Origin of the sequence: Devosia sp. A16 (assembly GCF_001402915.1) — a bacterium.
Classification (GTDB): Bacteria; Pseudomonadota; Alphaproteobacteria; order Rhizobiales; family Devosiaceae; genus Devosia_A.
Window position 1 is genome coordinate 2736099 of sequence record NZ_CP012945.1, and the last position, 22308, is coordinate 2758406.

27 protein-coding genes and 1 tRNA gene are annotated in these 22308 nt (G+C 65.7%); 18 read left to right on the plus strand and 10 right to left on the minus strand.

Going from position 1 to position 22308, the window contains the following annotated elements:
• The first annotated feature begins 77 nt into the window (after positions 1-77).
• The 5 genes from APS40_RS13355 (at position 78) to APS40_RS13375 (ending at position 4546) form a co-directional block, all read left to right on the plus strand.
• Positions 78-773 (plus strand): hypothetical protein, encoded by a 696-nt coding sequence (locus APS40_RS13355; RefSeq protein ID WP_055047520.1) that lies wholly within the window; start codon positions 78-80, stop codon positions 771-773.
• Positions 774-1022: 249 nt separating this feature from the next.
• On the plus strand, positions 1023-2327 hold the full coding sequence (locus tag APS40_RS13360; protein ID WP_055047521.1) for an aminotransferase class III-fold pyridoxal phosphate-dependent enzyme: 1305 nt from the start codon (positions 1023-1025) through the stop codon (positions 2325-2327).
• Between the two features lie 8 nt (positions 2328-2335).
• Positions 2336-2806, plus strand: coding sequence for an ureidoglycolate lyase (locus APS40_RS13365; RefSeq protein WP_055047522.1), 471 nt, complete (start codon positions 2336-2338; stop codon positions 2804-2806).
• Positions 2807-2814: 8 nt separating this feature from the next.
• Positions 2815-3771, plus strand: coding sequence for an aminotransferase class IV (locus tag APS40_RS13370; protein WP_055047523.1), 957 nt, complete (start codon positions 2815-2817; stop codon positions 3769-3771).
• Positions 3772-3850: 79 nt separating this feature from the next.
• Entirely contained in the window at positions 3851-4546 is a 696-nt protein-coding gene (locus APS40_RS13375; RefSeq protein ID WP_055047524.1) for a hypothetical protein, read from the plus strand.
• Between the two features lie 74 nt (positions 4547-4620).
• Here the strand turns inward: APS40_RS13375 and APS40_RS13380 are convergent.
• Positions 4621-4705 (minus strand) — tRNA-Leu (locus APS40_RS13380).
• Between the two features lie 152 nt (positions 4706-4857).
• Between APS40_RS13380 and APS40_RS13385 the strand changes: the two genes are divergently transcribed.
• Positions 4858-5820 carry a complex I NDUFA9 subunit family protein gene (locus APS40_RS13385; RefSeq protein ID WP_055047525.1) on the plus strand — a complete coding sequence of 321 codons (963 nt, stop codon included), beginning with the start codon at positions 4858-4860 and terminating at the stop codon, positions 5818-5820.
• Positions 5821-5985: 165 nt separating this feature from the next.
• On the opposite strand, the gene APS40_RS13390 is transcribed toward APS40_RS13385, so the two are convergent.
• The gene (locus APS40_RS13390) at positions 5986-6237 is read right to left on the minus strand and encodes a hypothetical protein (protein WP_055047526.1); all 252 of its coding nucleotides are present in this window, start codon (positions 6235-6237) and stop codon (positions 5986-5988) included.
• An 87-nt stretch (positions 6238-6324) separates the two neighbouring features.
• On the opposite strand from APS40_RS13390, the gene APS40_RS13395 reads away from it, so the two are divergent.
• From APS40_RS13395 to rlmN, 3 genes are all read left to right on the plus strand, one after another.
• The gene (locus APS40_RS13395) at positions 6325-7296 is read left to right on the plus strand and encodes a helix-turn-helix transcriptional regulator (protein ID WP_055047527.1); all 972 of its coding nucleotides are present in this window, start codon (positions 6325-6327) and stop codon (positions 7294-7296) included.
• Positions 7297-7325: 29 nt separating this feature from the next.
• Positions 7326-7892 (plus strand): TetR/AcrR family transcriptional regulator, encoded by a 567-nt coding sequence (locus tag APS40_RS13400; RefSeq protein WP_055049665.1) that lies wholly within the window; start codon positions 7326-7328, stop codon positions 7890-7892.
• A gap of 362 nt (positions 7893-8254) precedes the next feature.
• Positions 8255-9256 (plus strand): 23S rRNA (adenine(2503)-C(2))-methyltransferase RlmN, encoded by a 1002-nt coding sequence (rlmN, locus tag APS40_RS13405; protein WP_055047528.1) that lies wholly within the window; start codon positions 8255-8257, stop codon positions 9254-9256.
• A 212-nt stretch (positions 9257-9468) separates the two neighbouring features.
• Here the strand turns inward: rlmN and APS40_RS13410 are convergent, their stop codons facing one another.
• Entirely contained in the window at positions 9469-10371 is a 903-nt protein-coding gene (locus tag APS40_RS13410; RefSeq protein WP_055047529.1) for a hypothetical protein, read from the minus strand.
• A gap of 113 nt (positions 10372-10484) precedes the next feature.
• Here APS40_RS13410 and uxaC point away from each other — a divergent pair, with 113 nt between their 5' ends.
• Both uxaC and APS40_RS13420 read left to right on the plus strand, forming a co-directional pair.
• Complete coding sequence (uxaC, locus tag APS40_RS13415; protein ID WP_055047530.1) at positions 10485-11891, plus strand: glucuronate isomerase; 1407 nt, start codon at positions 10485-10487, stop codon at positions 11889-11891.
• A gap of 8 nt (positions 11892-11899) precedes the next feature.
• A complete protein-coding gene (locus APS40_RS13420) occupies positions 11900-12226 on the plus strand; it encodes a cupin domain-containing protein (protein ID WP_082434387.1) in 327 nt (108 codons plus the stop codon).
• A 6-nt stretch (positions 12227-12232) separates the two neighbouring features.
• On the opposite strand, the gene APS40_RS13425 is transcribed toward APS40_RS13420, so the two are convergent.
• On the minus strand, positions 12233-12664 hold the full coding sequence (locus APS40_RS13425; protein ID WP_156342934.1) for a hypothetical protein: 432 nt from the start codon (positions 12662-12664) through the stop codon (positions 12233-12235).
• 256 nt (positions 12665-12920) lie between these two features.
• On the opposite strand from APS40_RS13425, the gene APS40_RS13430 reads away from it, so the two are divergent.
• On the plus strand, positions 12921-13130 hold the full coding sequence (locus APS40_RS13430; protein WP_055047533.1) for a hypothetical protein: 210 nt from the start codon (positions 12921-12923) through the stop codon (positions 13128-13130).
• A 21-nt stretch (positions 13131-13151) separates the two neighbouring features.
• Here the strand turns inward: APS40_RS13430 and APS40_RS13435 are convergent, their stop codons facing one another.
• The 4 genes from APS40_RS13435 to APS40_RS13450 form a co-directional block, all read right to left on the minus strand.
• Entirely contained in the window at positions 13152-14411 is a 1260-nt protein-coding gene (locus APS40_RS13435) for an Hsp70 family protein (RefSeq protein ID WP_055047534.1), read from the minus strand.
• Positions 14412-14686: 275 nt separating this feature from the next.
• Positions 14687-15085 carry a hypothetical protein gene (locus APS40_RS13440; RefSeq protein ID WP_055047535.1) on the minus strand — a complete coding sequence of 133 codons (399 nt, stop codon included), beginning with the start codon at positions 15083-15085 and terminating at the stop codon, positions 14687-14689.
• Between the two features lie 374 nt (positions 15086-15459).
• On the minus strand, positions 15460-16821 hold the full coding sequence (locus tag APS40_RS13445) for a HAMP domain-containing sensor histidine kinase (protein ID WP_055047536.1): 1362 nt from the start codon (positions 16819-16821) through the stop codon (positions 15460-15462).
• On the minus strand, positions 16805-17485 hold the full coding sequence (locus APS40_RS13450; protein ID WP_055047537.1) for a response regulator: 681 nt from the start codon (positions 17483-17485) through the stop codon (positions 16805-16807). The genes APS40_RS13445 and APS40_RS13450 overlap by 17 nt, the downstream gene beginning before the upstream one ends.
• Before the next feature lie 215 nt (positions 17486-17700).
• Here APS40_RS13450 and APS40_RS13455 point away from each other — a divergent pair, with 215 nt between their 5' ends.
• Together APS40_RS13455 and APS40_RS13460 are read left to right on the plus strand one after the other, a co-directional pair.
• Positions 17701-17958, plus strand: coding sequence for a DUF1344 domain-containing protein (locus APS40_RS13455; protein ID WP_055047538.1), 258 nt, complete (start codon positions 17701-17703; stop codon positions 17956-17958).
• 225 nt (positions 17959-18183) lie between these two features.
• Entirely contained in the window at positions 18184-18441 is a 258-nt protein-coding gene (locus APS40_RS13460) for a DUF1344 domain-containing protein (protein ID WP_055047539.1), read from the plus strand.
• Positions 18442-18501: 60 nt separating this feature from the next.
• Here APS40_RS13460 and APS40_RS13465 read toward each other — a convergent pair whose 3' ends face one another.
• Both APS40_RS13465 and APS40_RS13470 read right to left on the minus strand, forming a co-directional pair.
• Complete coding sequence (locus APS40_RS13465; RefSeq protein WP_055047540.1) at positions 18502-19716, minus strand: MFS transporter; 1215 nt, start codon at positions 19714-19716, stop codon at positions 18502-18504.
• A 3-nt stretch (positions 19717-19719) separates the two neighbouring features.
• Positions 19720-20235 carry a DUF6428 family protein gene (locus APS40_RS13470; RefSeq protein ID WP_055047541.1) on the minus strand — a complete coding sequence of 172 codons (516 nt, stop codon included), beginning with the start codon at positions 20233-20235 and terminating at the stop codon, positions 19720-19722.
• Positions 20236-20281: 46 nt separating this feature from the next.
• On the opposite strand from APS40_RS13470, the gene APS40_RS13475 reads away from it, so the two are divergent.
• From APS40_RS13475 to APS40_RS13490, 4 genes are read left to right on the plus strand one after another with little or no spacing between them, the layout of a single operon-like run.
• Complete coding sequence (locus APS40_RS13475) at positions 20282-20644, plus strand: ArsR/SmtB family transcription factor (RefSeq protein WP_055049666.1); 363 nt, start codon at positions 20282-20284, stop codon at positions 20642-20644.
• A complete protein-coding gene (locus tag APS40_RS13480; protein ID WP_055047542.1) occupies positions 20634-21164 on the plus strand; it encodes an arsenate reductase ArsC in 531 nt (176 codons plus the stop codon). The genes APS40_RS13475 and APS40_RS13480 overlap by 11 nt, the downstream gene beginning before the upstream one ends.
• A 38-nt stretch (positions 21165-21202) precedes the next feature.
• Positions 21203-21604: an arsenic resistance N-acetyltransferase ArsN2 gene (gene arsN2, locus APS40_RS13485; RefSeq protein ID WP_236884105.1), complete on the plus strand. Its 402-nt coding sequence runs from the start codon at positions 21203-21205 to the stop codon at positions 21602-21604.
• Positions 21597-22259: an aquaporin gene (locus APS40_RS13490; protein ID WP_055047544.1), complete on the plus strand. Its 663-nt coding sequence runs from the start codon at positions 21597-21599 to the stop codon at positions 22257-22259. Before arsN2 ends, APS40_RS13490 begins: the two co-directional genes overlap by 8 nt.
• The last annotated feature ends 49 nt before the right edge of the window (positions 22260-22308 follow it).

Here is a 22308-nt window from a genome sequence, read left to right on the forward strand (position 1 = left end):
TGCCGATCATCTGCTTGACACCGATACAGATGTTATAATGATAAGATAATATTGCGGGCAAGGGCGGAGGAATTGCCGTGACGTCGTATGTCGAGGATTTCGACGACGGGCCGGGCGGCTGGATGCGCGTGGTCGACAATTTCGCCCCACCTGCCGCGCTTCCGATCCACAATGGCGTGGTGCGCTGCCAGGGCCCCTGGTGGGTCGATTACAACCATGCGCCGCCCGGTGGCGGTTACCTGCAATTGTTGATGTGCCTCGTCACCCATGGCCCCTCCGGCGAGTCGGTGCGCGAGGTCGCGGGCCCCAACCGCTTCACCGGCGGCAGGTTCCCCACCGATTTCACCAACGCCAAAATCACCATGCGCACCCGCGGCGAGCTCGAGGCCGCCGGCACCAAGCTGTCGCTGCTGATCCAGGGGTCCAAGGATGGCATTATCTCTGGCTGGGTGCTGACGGGAGAGACCTTCGCCGTGAACCCCGAATGGACCGAAACCACGGTCACCGCCGTGCCCGACCCCAGCCAGTGGACCAGCATCGGCTCGCGCCACGATCGCACCGATACCTATGGCGAGAAACCGCTGCTCGACATCCTCGCGCACGTGAACGTCAACATCCACCTCATCATGTTTCCCGTAAAACCCCGGCCGATGGGCGAGATCGGCGGCGATCCGCACCGGCTGCGCGCCGGCCGCGATTACCCGATCTGGCCCTCCAGCATCGCCCAGGGCTATGTCGAGGTCGACCGCGTGCAGATCGACTTTGCCTCATGAGCCGCTAGACGTGTCGGACGCGGCTGGCGGCGGAGTTCCGGAGTGGCTAACGCCTGGCTGGTCCAGTTCGGATCGCCCTCAATGTTCTTGCTCACCAACCGCACTGGCCGTCCGCCACCCGCCGTGCCCGTCGCAGGCATCAGGTTTCAGCTTGGCCTCAGCCACTTGCTTGACGGCTACTAGGTTATTCTCATAACAATATAGCATATACGTCAATGCTCGCCGCAGCGGGCTGAAGGGGGAGACGGCATGGGCAAGGGGCAGGACCTCTGGAAGACGGCGAAGACCGTCATACCTGGCGGCAACATGCTGCTGTCGAAGCGCCCCGAAATGTTCCTCCCCGAACAGTGGCCGGCCTATTTCTCGAGGGCTGCCGGTTGTCGCGTCTGGGATCTCGACGGGCGCGAATATATCGACATGTCGATCATGGGCATCGGCTGCAACACGCTCGGCTATGGCCGCCCGGAAGTCGATGACGCGGTCAAGCGTACCGTTGATCTCGGCAACATGGCGACGCTCAATGCCCCCGAAGAAGTCGAGCTGGCGCAGCGGCTGATTGCGCTCCACCCCTGGGCCGACATGGCGCGTTTCGCCCGCTCCGGCGGCGAGGCCAACGCCATCGCCATCCGCATCGCCCGCGCCGCCTCGGGCAAGGACGGCGTGGCGCTCTGCGGCTATCACGGCTGGCACGACTGGTATCTCGCCAGTAACCTCGGCGACGAGGGCAATCTCGCCGGGCACCTGTTGCCGGGGCTCAGCCCCAATGGTGTGCCCAAATCGCTGCGCGGCTCGGTGTTCACCTTCAACTACAACAAGCTCGATGAGCTCGAGGCGCTGATCCGCAAAGAAGAGATCGGCGTCATCAAGATGGAAGTGTCGCGCAACTACGACCCTGACCCGGGCTTCCTGGTCAGCGTCAGGAAGCTCGCCGACCAGCACAACATCATCCTGATCTTCGACGAGTGCACCTCCGGCTTCCGTCAGGCCTTTGGCGGCCTGCACAAGGTTTATGGCGTCGATCCGGATATGGCGGTGTTCGGCAAGGCGCTCGGCAACGGCTATGCCGTCACCGGCGTCATCGGCAAGCGCGACATCATGGAAGCGGCGCAAAACACCTTCATCTCCTCGACCTTCTGGACCGAGCGCATCGGCTCGGTGGCGGCGCTCGCCACCCTCGACGTGATGGAGCGGGAGCAGTCCTGGCAGCAGATCACCGGGACCGGCCGCGCCATCACCGCGCGCTGGCAGGCGCTGGGCCAGAAATACGGTCTGCCGCTCGTCACATCAGGCGTTCCGGCACTCACCGGCTTCAGCATCAAATCGGCCAACGGCCTCGCCTACAAGACCCTGATCACCCAGGAAATGCTGGCTGCCGGCTACCTCGCCGCCACCAGCGTTTACACCTGTACGGCGCACACCCCCGAAATCGTCGACGGCTATTTCGCGGCGCTCGAGCCGATCTTCAAGACCATCCGGGAATGCGAAGACGGCCGCGACGTCAAAGCCCTGCTCAAGGGCCCCGTCGCCCATTCCGGTTTCACCCGGCTCAACTGAGATTTTGCATGTCGCTCCCGCCGCTCGCCTCCGCCGACCTCGCGCCCTTTGCCACGCACGTTCGTGCCGAGGGCAACAAGTTCACCACCATCCCTGAGGTACTGGAGCCGGGCGACGTCCCCGGCCAGCACGCCTTTGCCGTGCTTTGCCCGCAGCCGGTCGACCCAAAGGCGATCAGCATCACTTTCCTCGAGCGCCATCCGCACTCGACCCAGACCTTCGTTCCGCTGAAGGTCGGCCGCTGGCTCGTGCTGCTCGCCCCGACGCTCAGTGACGGGACGCCCGACCTCGCCAATATCCGCGCCTTCCTCGCCGGCCCGGAGGATGCCATCTGCATCCATCGCAATGTCTGGCATGCGGGGCTCACCGTGCTCGATCGGCCGGCGGAAGTCGGCATGATGATGTGGCGCTCCGCTGCCGGCCCGGCGGATGACGGCATTGTCTACGAACTGAAAGCTCCCATCGTTCTCAGCGTGTGAGGCCCGTGATGACGCGACTGGTCTACATCTCGGGCGAACTGGTGCCCGAACACGAAGCGCGGATTTCCATCTTCGACAGCGCCATCATGCTGGGCGATACGGTGACGGAATCGACCCGCACCTTCCGCCACATCCCGTTCAAGCTCGACGAGCATATCGAGCGGCTCTACCAGTCGCTGAAGCTGACGCGGATCGATCCGCAAATGAGCCCCGCCGAAATGAAGCGGGTGACGCTCGAGGTGTTCGAGGCCAACCGATCCAACTACGCCCCGCATCAGGACGCCTGGATCGTCCACAACATCTCGCGCGGGCTGTCGGTCGCCGGCGCCGATCCGACCAAGCAGCTGGGCGCCGCCACGGTGATGATCTTCACCCAGCCGATGAACCTCTTGCCCTGGGTCGATTTCTACTCCAGGGGATGCCACGGCGTCACGCCGATGAGCCGCATGGTGCCGAGTCAGTCGCTCGACCCCCGCATCAAGAACCGCAGCCGCCTCGCCTACACCCTCGCCGAAATGGAAGCCAAGCTCGTCGACCCCCGGGCCCAGAGCGTCATCCTCGATCTCGATGGCCACGTCGCCGAGAACAAGGGCGGCAACATCTTCTGCGTCACCAAGGGCGTGCTCCGCACCCCCTCCACGATCAACTGCCTCGCCGGCATCAGCCGCGCCACGGCACTGGAACTGGCGCAGGGCCTCGGCATCCCGACCGAGGAAACCTCGCTGCTGCCCTATGACCTCGCCACGGCGGACGAGATGTTCTTCACCTCGACGCCGTATTGCATCATGCCGGCGACGAAGTTCAACGGACTGGTGGTGGGAGATGGCCAGGTTGGGCCGGTGACCAAGCGGTTGCTGGGGGCGTGGAGCGAGTTGGTCGGGCTCGATATTGTCGGGCAGGCGGAGGCGCAGCGGGAGGAGAGCTCAAGGGGTATCCAGCTGTGCGCCTCGGTGCGTGGTGACTAATCCCTGGCGGTGTTGCCCGTGGTAGGTCTGCCTTGGTAGTGCTAAGTCGTGGTCAGGGGCACTCACGCATCTTGAGGCAATGAGCAAGACCACGACACTGCACGACCTGTCACGGCGTACTCTCGAAACCCCCGAGGACTTCAAGCAGTGGTTCGAGGAGATGGAGGGCGCCAGCGACCGCGCTAGCGCCCTCGTAGCTGCAGTTGGCGTTGAGCACTCGCTTCGAGACCTCATTGAGACACATCTCGTCAAGCTATCCGCGGAAGATAGCCGCCAGCTCTTTGACCAGCACTCCTCTCCGCTTGGTGACTTTGACTCGCGTATCAGAATAGCCCACGCATTCGGTCTTATTGACAATGCTTGTCGGCAAGATCTGACAACGATCCGAAAGGTGCGAAACACCTTTGCCCATGCGATCCTAAGTATCTCGTTTGAGCACCCTTCCGTTCGGACTGAGTGCTCGAAACTGTCGGATATACTCGCGGTCTCGAAGAGCATGAAGGCGTCGGCTCGGGAGCACTACATCGCCACGGCTTTGGGACGAGCGTCTCAACTTATGGACGCTGCCAGAGCCAAGACCCAAAGCCAATTGCGCAGCCTGAGTCGGAAGAAAAAGAAGATCGAGCGGGAAATGGACCGGCTCGAGGGCGCTTTCGTGGTTGTGAGGGATTTTGCCGTGTCGACCGGACAACTCCCTCCCGACTATCCCAGCACTCTCTCCGAGGCGGCCCGGCTTCACCACCGAATGGCCAGCGGGCATACTTCCAAAGGGTAACGACGCGGTTTGGACTTGGACCGCAACCCCCAAAAACAAAAGGCCTCCCGTGAGGGAGGCCTTTGCGTAGCCATTGGTGCCCTGGAGAAGACTCGAACTTCCACGTCTTTCGACACACGGACCTGAACCGTGCGCGTCTACCAATTCCGCCACCAGGGCAATCCGATGGGCGCCGTTCACTAGGTGACTGAGCGGGGGCTGTCAACTCGGTTTCTTGCCCGACCACATCTGCTCCACTCGACACGTCGGGGCGTGCAGGCTAGAAGCGGCAAAACCCTAGCCAGATTGCCTTGCCCGGAGCCGCTTTCGCCATGGAATCCACCTCGAACCTGGTCACCATTTTCGGCGGCGCCGGTTTCATCGGGACCCAGGTGGTGCAGCTTCTGGCCCGTCGCGGTTACCGAATCCGTGTCGCGGTGCGCCGCCCCGATCTCGCCGGCCATGTCCGCCCGCTCGGCGCGGTCGGGCAGGTGATGCCGATCCAGGCCAATATCCGCAATCGCGAATCGGTCGAGCGCGCCATCCGTGGGGCCGGGATCGTCATCAACCTCGTCGGCATCGGCCACGAGGGCGGCAAGCAGCGTTTTCGCGCTGTGCATGCGATGGGCGCGAAGAACGTCGCCGAGGCGGCGAGGGCACTGGGCGTCAAAGCGCTGGTGCATGTCTCGGCGCTGGGCGCCGACCCGCAGGCGCCGAGCGGCTATGCCCGCTCCAAGGCGCTGGGCGAAACCGAAGTGCTCACCGCCTTCCCGTCGGCGGTGGTGATCCGCCCCTCGATCGTCTTCGGACCCGGCGACGGCTTCTTCAACCGCTATGGAATGCTCGCCCGCATGCTGCCGGTGCTGCCGGTGATCGGGGCGAAATCGCGCCTGCAGCCGATCTATGTCGGCGACCTCGCCGAGGCGATCTGCCGCGCCGCCGAGGGCCAGGTGAAGGGCGGCAGGATCTACGAGCTCGGCGGCCCGGAAGTCGCGACCCACAAGGAACTGGTGGCGCGGGTACTGACCGACACGCAGCGTACCAACCTGCTGCTGCCGCTGCCCGCCGGGCTGGCCAAGCTCGCGGCGCTGCCGCTGTCGCTCTTGCCCTCGCCGCTCATCACCAGCGACCAGGTCGACCAGCTGCAGGTCGACAACGTGGTGTCCGACGCGGCCAAGCACGAAAAGCGCACCCTGGCGGCGTTCGATATCGCGCCGACCGCGATGGACGCGATCCTGCCGAGCTACCTCTGGCGGTTCATGAAGAACGGCCAGTTCGACCGGCAGACGGCCTGATCAGTCAGCTGCCTTGATGTTTGGCAAGTTGCCCGCCACCCCCACCAGGTGTCATCTCAGCGAAAGCTGGGACCCATTTCGCAGCCCGCGCCAGCGGAGAGTTGGGTCCCAGCTTTCGCTGGGATGACAGCGAGTTCTGGGTGAAATCGGTGGCTGGCCCCCACCTCACCGCACATCCGGCGGCAGGCCGATATCCCTGAGCAGATGCGGGGACAGCTGGTCGAGGGGCGTGCGGCGGGGGCGGCGGAGGGTGCGCTTCAGCAGGGCGTTGGCATAGCGCCTGAGCACCAGGGTGCGGAACCAGGCGCCAAAGCCGCGCGCCGGCAGGTCGGCACGCAAGACGTTGATGCTGGCGATCGCCTGCCGCAGTTCGGCCGCTTCGCGTGTCCGATCGCTCTTTACCTGCTCATAAGCCATTTCGCCTCTCCTCGAATCTTCACGAAACGACCCTATGCCGCTAAGACTGACACCAGCTGTCAGGGTTGCTGGTGTAGAGGAGAATTCATGCGTGCCAGTCGCCTCCTCACCATCCTGATGATCCTCCAGACCCGGGGGCGGACCAGTGCCGAAACGCTGGCCGAGGAACTCGAGGTCTCGGTCCGCACCGTCTATCGCGACATCGACCAGCTGAGCGCCGCCGGCGTGCCGGTTTACGCCGAGACCGGCCGCAATGGCGGCTTTGCGTTGCTCGATGGCTGGAAGACAAGGCTCAACGGGCTGACCGCGCCGGAAGCGCGGGCGCTGTTCTTTTCCGGCTTGCCCGGACCTGCCGGCGAGCTTGGGCTGGGAGAAGAAGCCGCGCAGGCCGAGTTGAAGTTGCTCGCTGCGCTGCCGTCGGATTGGCAGGCCGAGGCGCGGCGGATGAGCTCGCGTTTCCACCTCGATCCGCGCGGCTGGTTCCAGCCCGGCCACAAGCCGGAGTTCCTGAAGCTGGTCGCCGAGGCGGTGTGGAGCGAAACCCGCATCGCCATCCGCTACGAGAGCTGGAAGGATGTGAAGGACCGGGTGATCGAGCCGCTCGGCCTCGTCTTGAAGGGCGGCGTCTGGTACGTGGTGGCGCAGCGCGACGGCAACAGCCGCACCTACCGGCTGTCGCAGATCCAGGCGCTCGGCCCCACCGGCCAGACCTTTGTGCGGCCCAAGGATTTCGACCTCCCCACCTACTGGCAGGAAGCGACCAAACAGTTCGAGCGCGACATCTATGTCGGCACCGCGCAGGTGCGTGCCACCGCCACCGGGCTGCGCAAGCTCAAGGATCTGAGCGACACGGTGCGGCGCGCCGTCGAAGCCCTGAGCGTCACCCCCGATGCCGATGGCTGGTGCGAGCTCGAAGTGCCGATCGAGGAGGTCGGCTGGGCCAGCCACGAGTTCATCAAGATCGGCGACGATGTCGAAGTGCTGGGCCCGCCCGAGCTCCGCAGTAGGGTGGTCACCAATATCAGCAGGATGGCGCGGCGCTACGGGATCACTTCCTGATAACCGCCGTGGCGGTTATCAATCAGCTCATGCCACGCCCAAAGCTTGTCTCCGACGATCAGGTCCTCGACGCCACCCATGCCGCCATGCTGCGGCTCGGGCCCGAGCGCTTCACGCTTTCCGATGTCGCCGCAGCCGTGGGGCTGAGCCGTGCCGCGCTGATCCAGCGCTTCACCGACAAGCGCACGCTGCATCTGAAGACGCTCGAACGCTCGACCCAGGAGGTGCGCGACTATTTTGCCGCCGCGCCGAAGGAGCGTGGACTGATTCCGCTCTGGGCCATGTTGCGTGACCTGATCAGCGGCATGGGCTCGGGCGAGGGCTTTGCCGGCTACCTGCTGCTGGCCTGGGGCGATATCAACGATCGGGAACTCAATGCGCTGGCGCGCGAGCGCAACCAATTGGTGCGGGGCGCCATCTTCGAGCGCCTGCCGGACACGCCCGACCGGGCCGACGCCGCAGCACTGATCCAGATGGTGATCCAGGGCGCCTGCATGATCTGGCTGGTCGAACCGCAGGGGACGCTCGCCGGCTACACCGAAACCGAGACGCGCAAGGTGATCGAGCGGCTCTATCCCGGCGAGCGGCTGGAGTAGGGTGCAGACCGATAGATTGTGGATCTAGAGGTCCCGCAGTCATCTGGGCTCCGCACACCCCCTCCGAGCTACGCTAGCTCGCTGACGCTCCCAAGCTTCGCTTGCCTCCCCCGTCAAGGGGGAGGTGGCATCGAGTGCTTGGCTAAATCTTGCAATGGCCACCAGCCGACACCCTCCCCTTGACGGGCTTTGAGCCGGCCGCAGGCAAAATCGCTCCAGTGGAGCGATTTTAGGGGAGAAGGCCATGAGAGCTGCGCTCGAATGGCAGGGGATGGGGTGGGGTGTGCGAGGGCGCTCGAAGCTCCTGGCGACATCTACGCGGCGTCTTGATTTATAACCAACATGTAAGTTATAAACTATGCATGCAGCCCGAGCCCTTCGCCCTCGACCTCAGTTCCGCCGCCTTCGACGCGCTCGAGCCCGGGCCGCGGCTGAGCTATCGCGAGCTGTTCTCGCCGCATGACGACCTGCCGAGGCCTTTGCGCCGCTGGGCGGCCGCTCATGGCTTGGCCGCGCGTGCCCTGACGCGGCGCGATCGCCAGTTCGGCGGCAGCTCCGAAAAGCACCTGTTCGGGCTGCGCGACGGTTATGCCGTGGAGTCGGTGCTGATCCGGCGGCGCGATGGCTTCACCGCCTGCATCTCGTCGCAGGTGGGTTGCGCCTTCGCCTGCCGGTTCTGCGCCTCCGGGCAGGCCGGGCTGAAGCGCAACCTTTCGCCCGGCGAGATCGTCGAGCAGGTGGTGCGGCTGGGGCCCAAGGTGAACCGCATCGTCTTCATGGGCATCGGCGAGCCGCTCAACAATTACGACAATGTGCTGGCGGCGATCCGTATCCTGCGCGATCGGCGCGGGCTCGATTGGGCCACCACCGGCATCACCCTATCCACCATCGGCATCCCCAAGGGACTGAAGGCCCTGCGCGAGGAGCACCTGGGGCTCAACCTCTCCATCTCGCTCCATGCCACCACCGACGAGACGCGCGGCCGGCTGATCCCCGGCGCGCGAAAGCACGCCATTGCCGACGTGGTCGGCGGGGCGCTGAGCTGGGCGCGGCGACACAACCGCATCGTCACCTTCGTCTACCTGCTGCTGCCCGGGATCAATGACAGCGAGGCCGACCTCCGCCGGTTGATCGGCATGTTCCGGGGCGAGCCGGCCCGGCTCAACCTGATGCGCTGGAACGAGGTCGACGGGCTCGGCTTTGCCCGCGTCTCCGATCTCCGGCTGGCGCAGTTCCGCGCCGGGCTCGAGCGCGCCGGCATCCCCGTCGTGGTGCGCGACACCCAGGGCAACCGCATCGACGCCGCCTGCGGCCAGCTCTGGCTGCGCGACCTGCGGGGCCACGCGGTGGCGCGGGCGGCTTGAGGCCATCGGGGGTGGGAGGAAGCGCCTTCTCCCCTTGTGGGAGAAGGTGGCCGAAGGCCGGATGAGGGGTTCTCTCCGCGTCTACAGTCGCTCGTCGCTACGCTCCAAGCGCGCTACACTTCGTTGCGCGGACCCCTCATCCGGCGCTGCGCGCCACCTTCTCCCACAAGGGGAGAAGGCAAACCGGTGCACGTTGCCCTTTGTGAGCGGCGCTACCCCCTGAGCGCCAGCAACCGCTCCACGCCGCAGCCCGCGATCACCATGCGCTCCTTGCCGTTGCCGGTAAGCCTGGCGCCCCAGTCGACCACACCGCCATCGGCGAGCTGCAGGTCGCCGGCAAAGATGTGGAAACAGAAGCCGGCGTAGTAGCCGTCGACCGCTTCGCGCCCGACTTCCTCGAACAGCTCGACGCTACCGGCTTCGGCGACCGCGCGCAGCGCCTCGAGGCGCGCGTCGACATGTGGAGCGCTGTTGCGCGTATAGCCTAGCCGCAGCGCCGGGCCCGGCACGAGAAACCGCCTGAACGCTTCGAGCAGCAACCCGACCTGCCGGCCCAGCGCTTCCGCCTCGAAGCCATAGCTGCCGCGGTCGCGGCCGCTGCTCACCAGCGCGAACAATCGGAAATGCGCGAGCATCTTGCCGTCGCCATAGTTCTGCGGCCGCACCACGCGGTGGCTGGTCGAAAGGTGCACGTCCTCACCGCCGGCCTGGCGCAGCCGCGCCGCTTCGAGCGCCAGCACGTTGGTCGGGTCGGACACCACCTCGCCGCGCCGCACCGTGCCGATCGACCAGTCCTGGTCGACCCTCGCCACCGCCGAACAGGCGCCGAGGGGCGTCACCGGCGACAGCTCCACCGATTCGAACCGGTCTTCGCACAGCGCCAGCGTAAGCTGCTCCCAGGCCAGCAGCGCTGCCCGGTCGGGCCGGGTCACGCCGAAGAAGCGGCTGGTGGCGAAATCCTTCAGCACCTCGGCGGGGCTGCGCTTGCCGGCGCGGCGGCGCGTCACCTCGAGCAGCAGCGACTGCAGGTCGGACGGATTGAGCCGCTCGGCCAGTATCTCCGCCAGCCCCGCGACGCCGCTCTCGCGTTCGATCCGCTCGATGATCCCGCTCATGTCCGATCCTCCTCCTCCGACCCATTGCAGGCGCGGCGGCATCGATCAAGCCCGCGGCTTTGACATCGGCGGCGACGCTAAGTAACCAAGTGGTTCGGGAGGACGATCTGACCATGACTTTGCTCGACGACTTCAGGCTGTTCGATGCGGAACCCAAAGCGCGCGGCATCGCGCAGGCGCTCTATGCCGGGATCAGGGATCTGCCCTTGGTCTCGCCGCACGGCCATACCGAGCCGCGCTGGTATGCCGAGAACGACAAATTCCCCGATCCGGCGCAACTGCTGATCGTCCCCGATCACTACGTCTTCCGCATGCTGTTTTCGCAAGGCATCCGCTTCGAAGAGCTGGGCGTGCCCACTGCCGACGGCTCGGCAGTGGAGACCGACGGGCGGAAGATCTGGCGGCTGTTCGCCAAGAACTACTACCTGTTCCGCGGCACCCCGACGCGCTCCTGGCTCGATCACACCTTTGCCACCCTGTTCGGCGTCACCGAACGGCTGAACGAAGCCAATGCCGACGCCATCTACGACCAGATCGCCGAGCGGCTCGGGCGCGACGATTACCGCCCGCGCGCCCTGTTCGAGCGCTTCAATCTCGAGGTGATCTCCACCACGGATGCGGCCCTCGATGATCTCAAGTGGCACCGGATGATCCGCGACAGCGGCTGGCGTGGGCGGGTGGTTCCGGCCTATCGCCCCGACTCGGTGGTCGATCCGGATTTCGCCGGCTTTGCCGACAACCTCGACAAGCTGGGCGAGATCACCGGTGAGGATACCGGCCACTGGAACGGCTATCTCGAGGCCCATCGCAAGCGCCGCGCCTATTTCAAGAGCTTCGGCGCCACTTCGTCCGACCACGGCCACCCGACCGCCGAGACGGCCAACCTCCTCCCCAAGGAAGCCGGCCAGCTCTACGACAAGGTGCGCAACGGCAAGGCCGACCCCCGCGAGCGGGCGCTGTTCCGCGCCCAGATGCTGACCGAGATGGCCCGCATGTCGATCGAGGACGGGCTGGTGCTGCAGATCCACCCCGGCGCGTGGCGCAACCACTCGCCCGCGATGCTGCAGAAGTTCGGCCGCGACAAGGGGTTCGATATCCCCACCCGCACCGACTATGTCGGGGCGCTGAAGCCGCTGCTCGACGCGGTGGGAACCGACCCGAGGCTGTCCATCATCCTCTTCACCCTCGACGAGAGCGTCTACGCACGTGAACTGGCGCCATTGGCCGGCGTCTATCCATCGCTGAAGCTCGGCCCGCCCTGGTGGTTCCACGACAGCCCCGAGGGCATGCGGCGTTTCCGCGAAATGGCGACCGAAACGGCCGGCTTCTACAACACCGTCGGCTTCAACGACGATACCCGCGCCTTCCCCTCGATCCCGGCCCGCCATGACGTCGCCCGCCGCGTCGATTGCGCCTTCCTCGCCCGCCTCGTCACCGAGCACCGGCTGGATGAGGACGAAGCCCACGAAGTCGCCAAAGACCTCGCCTACAATCTGGTCAAGCGAGCCTACAAACTGTGAGCGACAGCATGTCTCCTCTCTTTGCCCAGCCCGGCGACGGCAAGCATACCGAGCTCGATGGCTCGTCCCGCCGCGTCATCCTCGACCTGCCCGAACTGATGCTGGTGGAGTTCACCTTCGAGCAGGGCGGTATCGGCGGGCTCCACTCGCACCCGCACCTGCAGACCAGCTACGTCGCCGAGGGGGTGTTCGAGGTGACCATCGATGGCGTCACCCAGACCATCGGCAAGGGCGGGGCCTATATCGTGCCCTCGGGTCTGGTGCATGGGGTCAAGGCGCTGGAGGCGGGTAAACTGATCGACAGCTTCACGCCGCGGCGCGAGGATTTTCTGTAGGGCGCTTCACCAGGTTTCGATGCCGGCGCGGGCCATCTTGAAACCGTGGGTTTCGTCTTCGGTCGTGCAGGTGAGGCCGGTTCTCCTGGAGTAGCACACGAAGCCTTCGATCGACGCCCACTCGCCGTAGTGCAGCACCTGTTCGGCCCCGCAGCAACTGGGGTCGGCAACCTCGTCGAGCTCTTCGGCCTCATCGTCGGCAAGCACGACGCGGACATAGTCCGGCTCGACGCGGTCGCAGATGATTTCGGGACCGCCGCTTTCGGGCTGATAGACCTCGGTGCCGCCTTCCGGAGTGACGATGCAGCCGATATTGCCCGAGGGCGTGACGAACTCGGTCTGTCCGCTTTCGCCGGCGTCGAGCTCGACCTCCGCGGCGGCAGCGGGAATCGTCAATAGAGCCGCCAGAGCGGCGCCGAGCATGAGTGACCTGGACATCGGAATGCTCCCTGTGTGCCGAGCGAGAGAGTGCGCCCGCGCGGCTGAAGCGGCGATGAACCGGGCGGTCATCGCGGCGGAAGCGAAGGGCTGCGGCGGGACGATTTTCCCGAAAGCATGACAGCGCCGATCACATTTGATGTTCTCCCCATAATCCACACCACGCGCCAGTTGTGATGGAGCGCTCGTTGAGCGACGGGAACCACCAGTGCAGCCTCGCATTCCGGGCTCGTACAACTACGCGGGGGACTACGCATTGGACGATAGCTATCGCGGCTACACCATCCGCGTGACGCGTGCTGCCCAGTGGCATGCCATCCTGATGGAACCAGGCACCGGCGCGGTGCTGCCGACCAAGGCGACCGCCCTGCTGCGCGAAGGGCGGGGCGTGGCCATGGAGCGCGCCCGCACTCTGGTCGATATCTACGCCGCCGCTTTCGGTGGGCTCGAGGAACGAGCGGCGTGAAGGCCGCCCGGCCGGCAGCGCTCAACCGAAGCGCCGCGCCGCCTCGAGCGACAACCCCAGTCCGACGCTGCCGAAAGCATCGGTTTCGACCGCCTTGGCGGCGGGGAACAAGGCCCGCAGCATGTCGCCCACCGCCGGCACGCGGGTAGAACCGCCGGTGAGGATCAGCGTGTCGATCCGCTCACCCGACACCCCCGCCGCGCTCAGCGTCCTGCCGATGGCGGCGGCGATCGAGGCGGTGGCGCCTTCGAGCGCCGCATGCAGCTGCTCTATGGTGATCGGCGTCTCGAGTTTGACGTCGCGGGTCGCGAAGCGGAACTCGGTCTGCGGCGCCTCGCTGAGCGCGATCTTGGCTTCCTCGACCCGGCCGGCGAGGCGATGGCCCTGCCGGTCCTCGACCAGGGCGATCAGCATGCTGACCAGATCGGGGAACTGCGCTTCCTGCAAGGTCGAATGCAGTTCGAGCAGCGTCTTCTGGTTGTAGAGCCGGTTGATGCGGTGCCAGGTCGCGAGGTCGTAATAGGGCGCCGAGGGCAGGGGGCGCTTGCCGTCCGCCGTCTCGGTGCCATAGCCCATCAGCGGCATCACCTGCTTGAGCGACAGCAGCCGGTCGAAATCGGTGCCGCCGATATGCACCCCCGCCGTGGCGAGAATATCGACCTTGCGGTCGGCCCGCCGGGCCCGCTCCGGCGAGAGGCGGATCACCGTGAAGTCCGACGTGCCGCCACCGATATCGGCAACCAGCCCGAGCTCTTCGCCGCTCACCTGCTGCTCGTAGTCGAGCGCCGCGGCGATCGGCTCGAACTGGAACTCGATGTGGCGAAACCCCTGCGCCTGGACGGCGCCCAGCAGTTGTCGCTGCGCCTCGGCATCGGCTCTGTCGTCGTCGTCGACGAAGCGCACCGGCCGGCCGCAGACGATGTCTTCGATCTCGTGCCCCAGCGAGGCCTCGGCGCGTCGCTTCAGCTCGGCAATGAACCGCCCCAGGATATCGGAGAACTTCAACGCCTCGCGCTTCACCCGCGTCGTATCGTTGAACAGCGAGGTGCCCAGCACACTCTTGATCGAGCGCATCAGCCGCCCATCGGCTCCGGTGACATATTCGCTGACCGCCTGCCGGCCGAAGAACGTCCGATCCTCCTCGAACGAGAAAAAGATCGCCGAGGGAATCGTCGGCTTGCCGTCTTCCAGGGGCAGCAACCGCGGCGGCAGGTTGCCGCCGGCCGCCGCAAGGGTGGAATTGGAAGTGCCGAAATCCATGCCGCAATGGGTTCGCGCCATTCTCGTCTCCACAAGCTGTGCCGAAAGCTGCACGGACGAGCCGGCAGCGGGGCGCGCGATATAGGCGGTATGGCGCCGCCTGTCGAGAGGCGGCAGCGCGGCGGCCGTACGCCGTGCACGGATGCCCGCACCGATCCGGGCCGCTCCGCAGATTGGGCAGGAATCGATGCGGCCAGGTCGTGCTCTCACGCCCTGGCCGCCATTGCCGGTTCGATCACGAACCGACTGCCGAAGCGCTGACGGATGCCGCCCCGGGGGCGGGTCCGCCACGCCTGTTACTGGATATAGAGCTGCACGTTGCCGCCGACATCGATGATGTCGACCACCTGGTCGACCTTGATCTTGTTCTCGGTCAGGAGCTTCACCGCAGCGGGGTTCTTGTTGAGCGCCTCGCGCAGCAGCCCGATGCTCTGTGCATCCTCGGTCAGCAGGTCGACCGCCTTGCCCGACTTCGTGGTCCAGGCGGTATTGTAGTTGTAGACCGTCACGCTCTTGGCGCCGAGCAGGTCGGTGACGTCCTTGGCGTTGAAGCTGCCCAGCTGGCTGGCGAAATCGTCGACGCTGATCGCTGTGCCGGGCGCGCCATTGACGAATTTCGGCGTTGCCGCGAGCACCGGACCGGCCGCGACGATGGCGACGAGGGCGAGGACAGAGAGGTTCGAGAGCTTGTTCATTTGAGGAAATCCGCATGATGTTGCGCGTCGACGGCAGGGAGCGCCGGCGGCCGGTGCGTGCTGCATCGACGCCGGCGGTTATGGCGGCCCGGATTTGCCCTGCCTTGTCGTCAAGCTTACAAATTCTCAAACTGGGGAGGTGCCGCGTCGACCACGGGACGCATGCGAGAGCCGCGCCTGCCTGGCGCCTGCGCGCGAGACCGCGGAAAACTCCATTTGAGGATCATGCCGCAGGCGAGAAAACGGAGGTTCCCGCTTTCACGGGCATGACCCTGTGGTAGGACGCCGTCTCGCCGATGCCCATCCAATGGTGAAACGCTGGACCATTTTCACCAACGGCCGGAACACACCGATGCAGCCCGGTCGTGAAGACGTCAGCTCGCCGGCTCCATAGCCGGGAAGCGGACCACCACGCGCAGCCCGGGCTGGTTATCCTCGAGCCGCACCGTGGCGCGATGCCGGGTAGCGATCGCCTGCACCAGCGCCAACCCCAGTCCGGAACCCTTCTCGTCGCGCTCCGGGTTGAGCCGCCGGAACGGTTCGAACACCGCCTGGCGGTGGTCGGCGGGAATGCCCGGGCCGTTATCGGCCACCACCAGAATCGGATGGTGGTCCTCGATCCCGGCCGCCAGTTCGATGCGTGCGCCCGGCGGGCTGTAGCGCGAGGCATTGGTGATGAGGTTGACCAGCATCTGCACCACCATCCGCCGGTCGCCCACGATGGTGGCATCGTCGTTGCCCTGCGCCGCGACCAGGACCTGGCTGGCCTCCTCCACCACCGGCTCGAAGGTCTGCAGCGTCTCGCTCACCAGTTCCTGCGCCGAGAACGAGGCAAAGCCGGACTGGTCGTCGGAGGACTCGATCCGCGAAATCCTCAGCACCGTATCGAAGATGCCGTTGAGCCGTTCGATCTCGGTCTGCGCTTCCTCGAGCAGCTTGGCGCGTTCGGCCTCGTCGGGCGCATCCTCGGTCTCCTGCAGCAGGATATAGGCCCGGCTGAGCGGCGACTTCAGGTCGTGGGCGATCGAGATCACGGTATTGCGCATGGTGCCGACCAGGTCGCTCAGCCGGTCGAGATGCGCATTCATCTGCGCCGATACCCGGTCCACCTGGTCGTTGGAGCGGCCGACCGGCAGGCGGGCCCGGCTATCGCCCCGCGCCACCCGCTCGAGGGTTGCCGCCATGCGGTCGAGCTTGGCCGAAACGCCGTGGCTGGCGAAGTAGCCGATCCCCAGCGCCCCGATGCCGACCACGATGCTCGCCAGCATCAGCGCCCGCCACAGCGCCGTCGAGCCGACTTCGACAAAATACAGCGTCCGTCCGAAAGTCACCCGGTTGCCGCCGATCTCCTCGGTCAGCGCCAGATACTGTTCCGACGGCGTCGTGGCGTTGATCGCCGACGAGATCGTGCTCCAGCCCAGCTTCGCCGGCCGCGGAATGTCGTCGCCGGCGAGCAGCGTGCCGTCGGGCTTGTACAGGGCGACCACGAAGAAACGCGGGCCGGCCGACTCGGCGGAGCTGTCTACCAGTTGCTTCAGGTCGTTCATGTTGCCCGCCGCGTCGCGGAACAGCTCGAATTCGTTGCTGACCAGTGCCCGGATCTCGCTTTCCGCCTCGCTGCGGGTCTGGCTGACGATCACCACGCCGGCGACGAAGAACACCGCCAGAAACAGCAACAGCGACATCAGCGCCGAGCGGAACGCGGCCCCGGCGAGGATGCTACTGACGCGGTGCATGGATCGAGTAGCCGGTATTGCGCGTGGTGTGGATCAGCGCCACCTCGAACGGCTTGTCGACCTTGGTCCTCAGCCGGCTCATATGGGTTTCGACGACCGTGGTCTGCGGGTCGAAATTGAAGTCCCAGACCTGTTCGAGCAGCATGGTCTTGGTGACGATGCGGCCGGCATTGCGCATCAGCAGCGCCAGGATGGCGAATTCCTTGGCCTGCAGTTCGATGCGCGTTCCGGCGCGTGTCGCGGTATGGGCCATCAGGTCGAGCTCGAGGTCGTGCACGCTGAGCCGCGTCGAGACCTCGGCTGCCTGGGGTCGGCGCGCCAGCACGGTCAGCCGCGCCATCAGCTCGGAGAAGTGGAAGGGCTTCACCAGGTAGTCGTCGCCTCCCGCCATCAGCCCTTCCACGCGGTCCTCGACATCGCCCATCGAGGTGAGGAACAGGATCGGCATGGTGCGTCCAGAGGCCCTGAGCGCCTTGGCCACCGACAACCCGTCCATGCCGGGCATCATCCGGTCGAGCACCAGCACGTCGCAACTGTTGTAGAGGCAGAAGGTCAGCGCATCGCGCCCGTCGAATACCGATTCGACGCTGTGCCCCTGCTGCGCCAGGCCTTTGCGGATGAAATCGGACGACGTCCGGTCGTCTTCTGCGACAACGACCTTCACCGTGTAACCTCTTCGAGACGACGGCGCCGCGTCCGGGCGGACCTGACGCCTGCATAACCCTATACCGGCGGCGCCCGCTTGTCGGCTTACGAATAAGTAAGTTTCGGGAAAGGACGGAGCAATTGGTCGACCACAGATTTTCGCCCGCCGCTGCACCACGCACCGGCCGCCACCTTGCTCAGCCGCGTGGCGTATCTGACCAAATGGAGATCGTTATGCGCAAGTTCCTCATTCCCGTGATGCTGGTCGCTTCCGTGGGTGCATCCTCGGTCGCGCTCGCGGCACCCAGCATCGCTCACGGATCCATCCGTTCCCTCGACAGCAAGGCCTGCACCGTCACGCTCGCCGACAAGGCCGTCTTCCAGTTTGCGCCCAAGTGCGATTTTTCGAAGCTGAAAGCCGGCGAGAAGGTCGCCATCACCTATACCGTCAGCGGCAAGCTGCGGAAGGCCACGGCGATTACCGCTGCCTGATCCGTCTCCCCATCGTCGACAGGCAGTCAGGCGAGGAGCCCCTTCGGGTTCCTCGCCTTTTTGCTGTCGCAACGCGCACCGCCGCGGGCTTACGAATAAGTAAGTTTCGGGAAAGGGGCAGGCAAGCAGCCGGGCCCAACCTCCGTCTCGCCGCTGCAAAACGCATCGGCCCCCGCCTCCTCCAGTCAGAGACGCGGTGGAACCGGACGAACAAGGAGATCGTCAATGCGCAAGTTTCTCATTCCCCTGATGCTGGTTGCCTCCGTCGGTGTGTCCTCGGTGGCGCTCGCCGCTCCCTCCACTGCCAAGGGCGCGATCCAGTCGATGGACAGCAAAGCCTGTACCGTGACGCTTGCCGACAAGGCGGTCTACCAGTTCGCGCCCAAGTGCGACTTCTCCAAGCTGAAGGTCGGCGAGAAGGTCACGATCACCTACACCGTCAATGGCAAGGTCAACCAGGCCACCGCCATCGCCGCCAGCTGATCCTCCCGACAGTCGTCGGCCGTAAGGCGAGGAGCGCGTCCCGGCTCCTCGCCTTTTTCGTTAAGCGCGAGGCGGACGGGTAGCAGCCCACCAGAAGGCTCCGGCCATTGTCATGGCGAGGGCAACCAAGGCCATGAGCACCCCGGCGTAGGACCCGCTGAGCGCCCACAGCCAGGCAGCGGCGAGCGGCGACAACGCTCTTGCCAGCACCATGGGGACAGCAAGAGCGCCGTTGATCGCCCCGTATCCGTCGCGGGAGACCATCTCCGGAATGGCGATGCCCCGGACGATGGTCATGATCCCGTTGGCGGCGCCATAGATGAGCGCGACAGCGCATACCACCCATAGCAGGGGCGGTCCCACCAGGAGCAGGCCCATGGCAATCGGGAAACCAACCACCACCACGGATCCGAGGCGCCTCGCGCTGACGGATGGCATGAATATCCTCACCAGGATGCGGCCGGCTACCTGCGCCGGGCCGATGAACGCCATGGCAAAGACCACAGACTGGGCGGTAAAACCGCGCTCCAGCATGATCGGATAGAGGTGGTAGGTGAAGGCCGAGAAAGTTGCAGTGAACAAAGTGAAAGCCGCCGCCAGACCCCAGAACACCGGCTGGCGCATAGCGGCACGGATCGGCTGGCGCGCTCCATCCTCATGGGGCGGCGGACGATACTGGTCGCGCCTCGGGTCGATGACGGCGTAGTAGAGCGCCCCGCAAACGACGATGTTCGTCGCGCCCAGCACTTCCAGCGTCAGCCGCCAGCCCATCTGATCCAGCAGGATCTGGGTGAGCGGAATGAACACGGTGGATGCGAAGCCTCCCCACAGAGTGAGCGCAGTGATGCCGTTACGAGCGGAATGTGGTCCGGCCCGGCGCGCGATCACCGCGAAGGCCGGTTCATAAAGCGTTGCCGCCTGCATCGCGCCGACCCCCGCGAGGAGCACGTAGAACAGCGCGAGGCTGCCCACCCAGCCCCATGCGATCAGCAGCAGCCCGGCAAGGACGGAGCCGCCGGACATGATCCAACGACCGTAACCCCGGTCTATGGCCGTGCCGACAGGGACGGCCACGAGAGCCGAAAGCAGCAAGCCGACAGTGGCCGCGCCATAGAGCTCGGTCTTGCTCCATCCGAGTTCGAGCTCCATCGCCGCTGCGATCTGCGGGAACGCGTAATAGAGCGTGCCCCACGAGCAGATTTGCGCGATGCCGAGGCCGGTGATGAAACTGCCGGCGCCCCGGAGAGGCCCCGGCTCGGAAGTGGCCTCGGTCATGGCTCAGCAGCAGGACGACTTGGCGGCAGCGGAAGGCGAGCAGCAGATGGGCGATTGGGCCGAAGCGGCCCGGTGGCGTGGCTTGCAGATTGCGGGTCGCTCGCTCAACCGGACGATGGCCTCGGTGTCGGTGAAGCCGATGGCCGCAACGTCGAAGATTTGCATGGCCTCATCCGGCCTGCTGACTTCGATGGTTACGCGCGCATCGGCGGCGAGCCGGACCTTGCGGTCCACCTGCGCGAGGATGCCCCTGAACTTGCCGACCTGGAGGAACGTCTGCCCCTCGACCGCCGGGATGTCCTCGACCTGCAGGATGGTTTCTTGCCACGCATCGGGGTTGCCGCCGCAATCGAGCGTCACGAAAGAGCCGGCCTTGATTTCGGTGACGTGATAGCCGGGCTGGATGCGACGTCCGCCGTACTCGAACACCAGCGCTTTGGCGTCGTGCGGCTCCAGCATCGCGAGCACGAGAGTGAGGGAGGTATCGGCCGCCACTTGGGGGCTGGCGTGGGTGTTCATCCTGCGCTATCCTTATTTCAATGATTCTTGAGATATTGAAATGAAACTGGAAGAACAGCAAGCCCTGGATGCCTTCGGCGCGCTTTCGCAGCCGACCCGCCTGCAGATGGTGCGAGCGTTGGTGGTGGCCGGTCCCGACGGGATGGCCGCCGGTGCCCTTGGTGAGGCCGTGGGCGCCTCGTCGTCGAGCGCCTCCTTCCACCTGTCTCATCTCGAACGCGCCGGGCTGGTGCAGTCGCGGCGCGAGTCCCGGTCCATCATCTACACCGCCAATTACGATGGCCTGAGCGGCCTGGTGGAGTTCCTCATGCGGGACTGCTGCCAGGGCCGCCCCGAGGTGTGTGTCCCGGCAGCGGCCGTTGCCGCCTCATGCTGTGCGCCAGCCAAGGAGACCGCCTGTGCCTGCTGATCGTCCGTTCAATGTCCTGTTCCTGTGCACGGGCAACTCGGCCCGTTCGATCCTCGGGGAGGCGCTGCTCAACCATGTCGGCGGCGACCGCTTCCGCGCCTACTCGGCCGGTAGCCACCCCAAGGGCCAGGTCCATCCCATGTCGCTGGAGGTGCTCAAGACGGCCGGCATTTCTACAGAAGGGCTCCGCTCCAAGGCATGGGACGAGTTCAGCGGCCCCGATGCGCCGAAGATGGATTTCGTGTTCACCGTGTGCGACCAGGCGGCGGGCGAGGCCTGTCCGATCTGGCCGGGCCACCCCATGACTGCGCATTGGGGTATCGAAGACCCCGCGGCAGTCGGCGGTCCCGCGTTCAAGCAGCGCGCCGCCTTCGAGCAGGCTCTCGGCTACATGCGCAACCGGATCGCCGCATTCACCGACCTGCCGCTCACCAGTATCGACCGGCTGACGCTGACGTCCAGGCTTCGCGGCATCGGTGCCATGGATGGCTCCACGGTACAGTCGCCGCAGGTAGCGTGATGGGCGGGCTTCGTCCACATCCCGTTACGGGCGAGGACATGGGACTGCGGGCTGCGCTGGTGGCGGCAGATTTGCCGACCGACGATCTGGCAGAGGCCGGGCGCCGGTTCTTCCGGTTCGATGAAGCCGGTCAGGTCGTGGGCTATGGCGGGTTCGAGTCCCATGAGCGTCATGCCCTTGTCCGATCGGTGGTCGTGTTGCCGGAGCATCGCGGGCGCGGGATTGGGCGCGCCATCACCAATGCCCTCATCGGAGCGGCGTATCGGGCCGGCGCGCGCGACGCATTCTTGCTGACGACCTCGTCGGCGGCGTTCTTCGAACGTCTGGGCTTCGTGAGGATTGCCCGGACCGACGCGCCGGCGGCAATCCTCGCCACCCGGCAGGCCGCCACGATCTGCGCCAGCGCCGCGCTGCTATCGCGCTCCATCGGCCATGGCTGATCTCAGACGGCGCCTCCTTGCCGAGTCGCTTGGTTCGACGTTGCTGGTCGCCACTGTCGTGGGCTCGGGGATCATGGCCGAGTCGCTCACGGCGGACGGTGCACTGGCCCTGCTTGCGAATGCCATCCCGACAGGCGCCATCCTGGTTGTGCTGATTACCGTGCTTGGGCCGCTGTCGGGCGCGCATTTCAACCCCGCGGTGACGCTCGCGTTTCTGACACGGCGGAAGATCGCCGCAGGGGAGGCGCTGGCCTACGTCGTGGTTCAGATCACCGGAGCGGTTCTCGGGGCCATGCTTGCGCACGCGATGTTCGGCGTTCCCCTGCAGCTGGGCGAGCAGGCAAGGACCGGGCCGGGCCTGTGGCTTGGCGAGGTGGTCGCCACGTTCGGCCTCGTCACCATTATTCTCGGCGGGGCCCGCGCACGTCCGGACGCGGTCGCCTGGCTGGTGGGGCTCTACATCATCTCGGCCTACTGGTTCACCTCCAGCACCAGCTTCGCCAACCCGGCTGTTACGATCGCGCGCGCCTTCACCAACACCTTCTCAGGTCTGCGCCCGGTGGACGCGCCGGCGTTCATTGCGGCGCAACTGCTGGGAGCAGGGCTCGCGGTCGTGCTGCATCGCCTGATGTGGCCGCGGGGCCAGACGCCGTAACGGCCGTTGCCTGTGACCGTGCACGTCCTCGGCAGCCGAAAAAACAAAA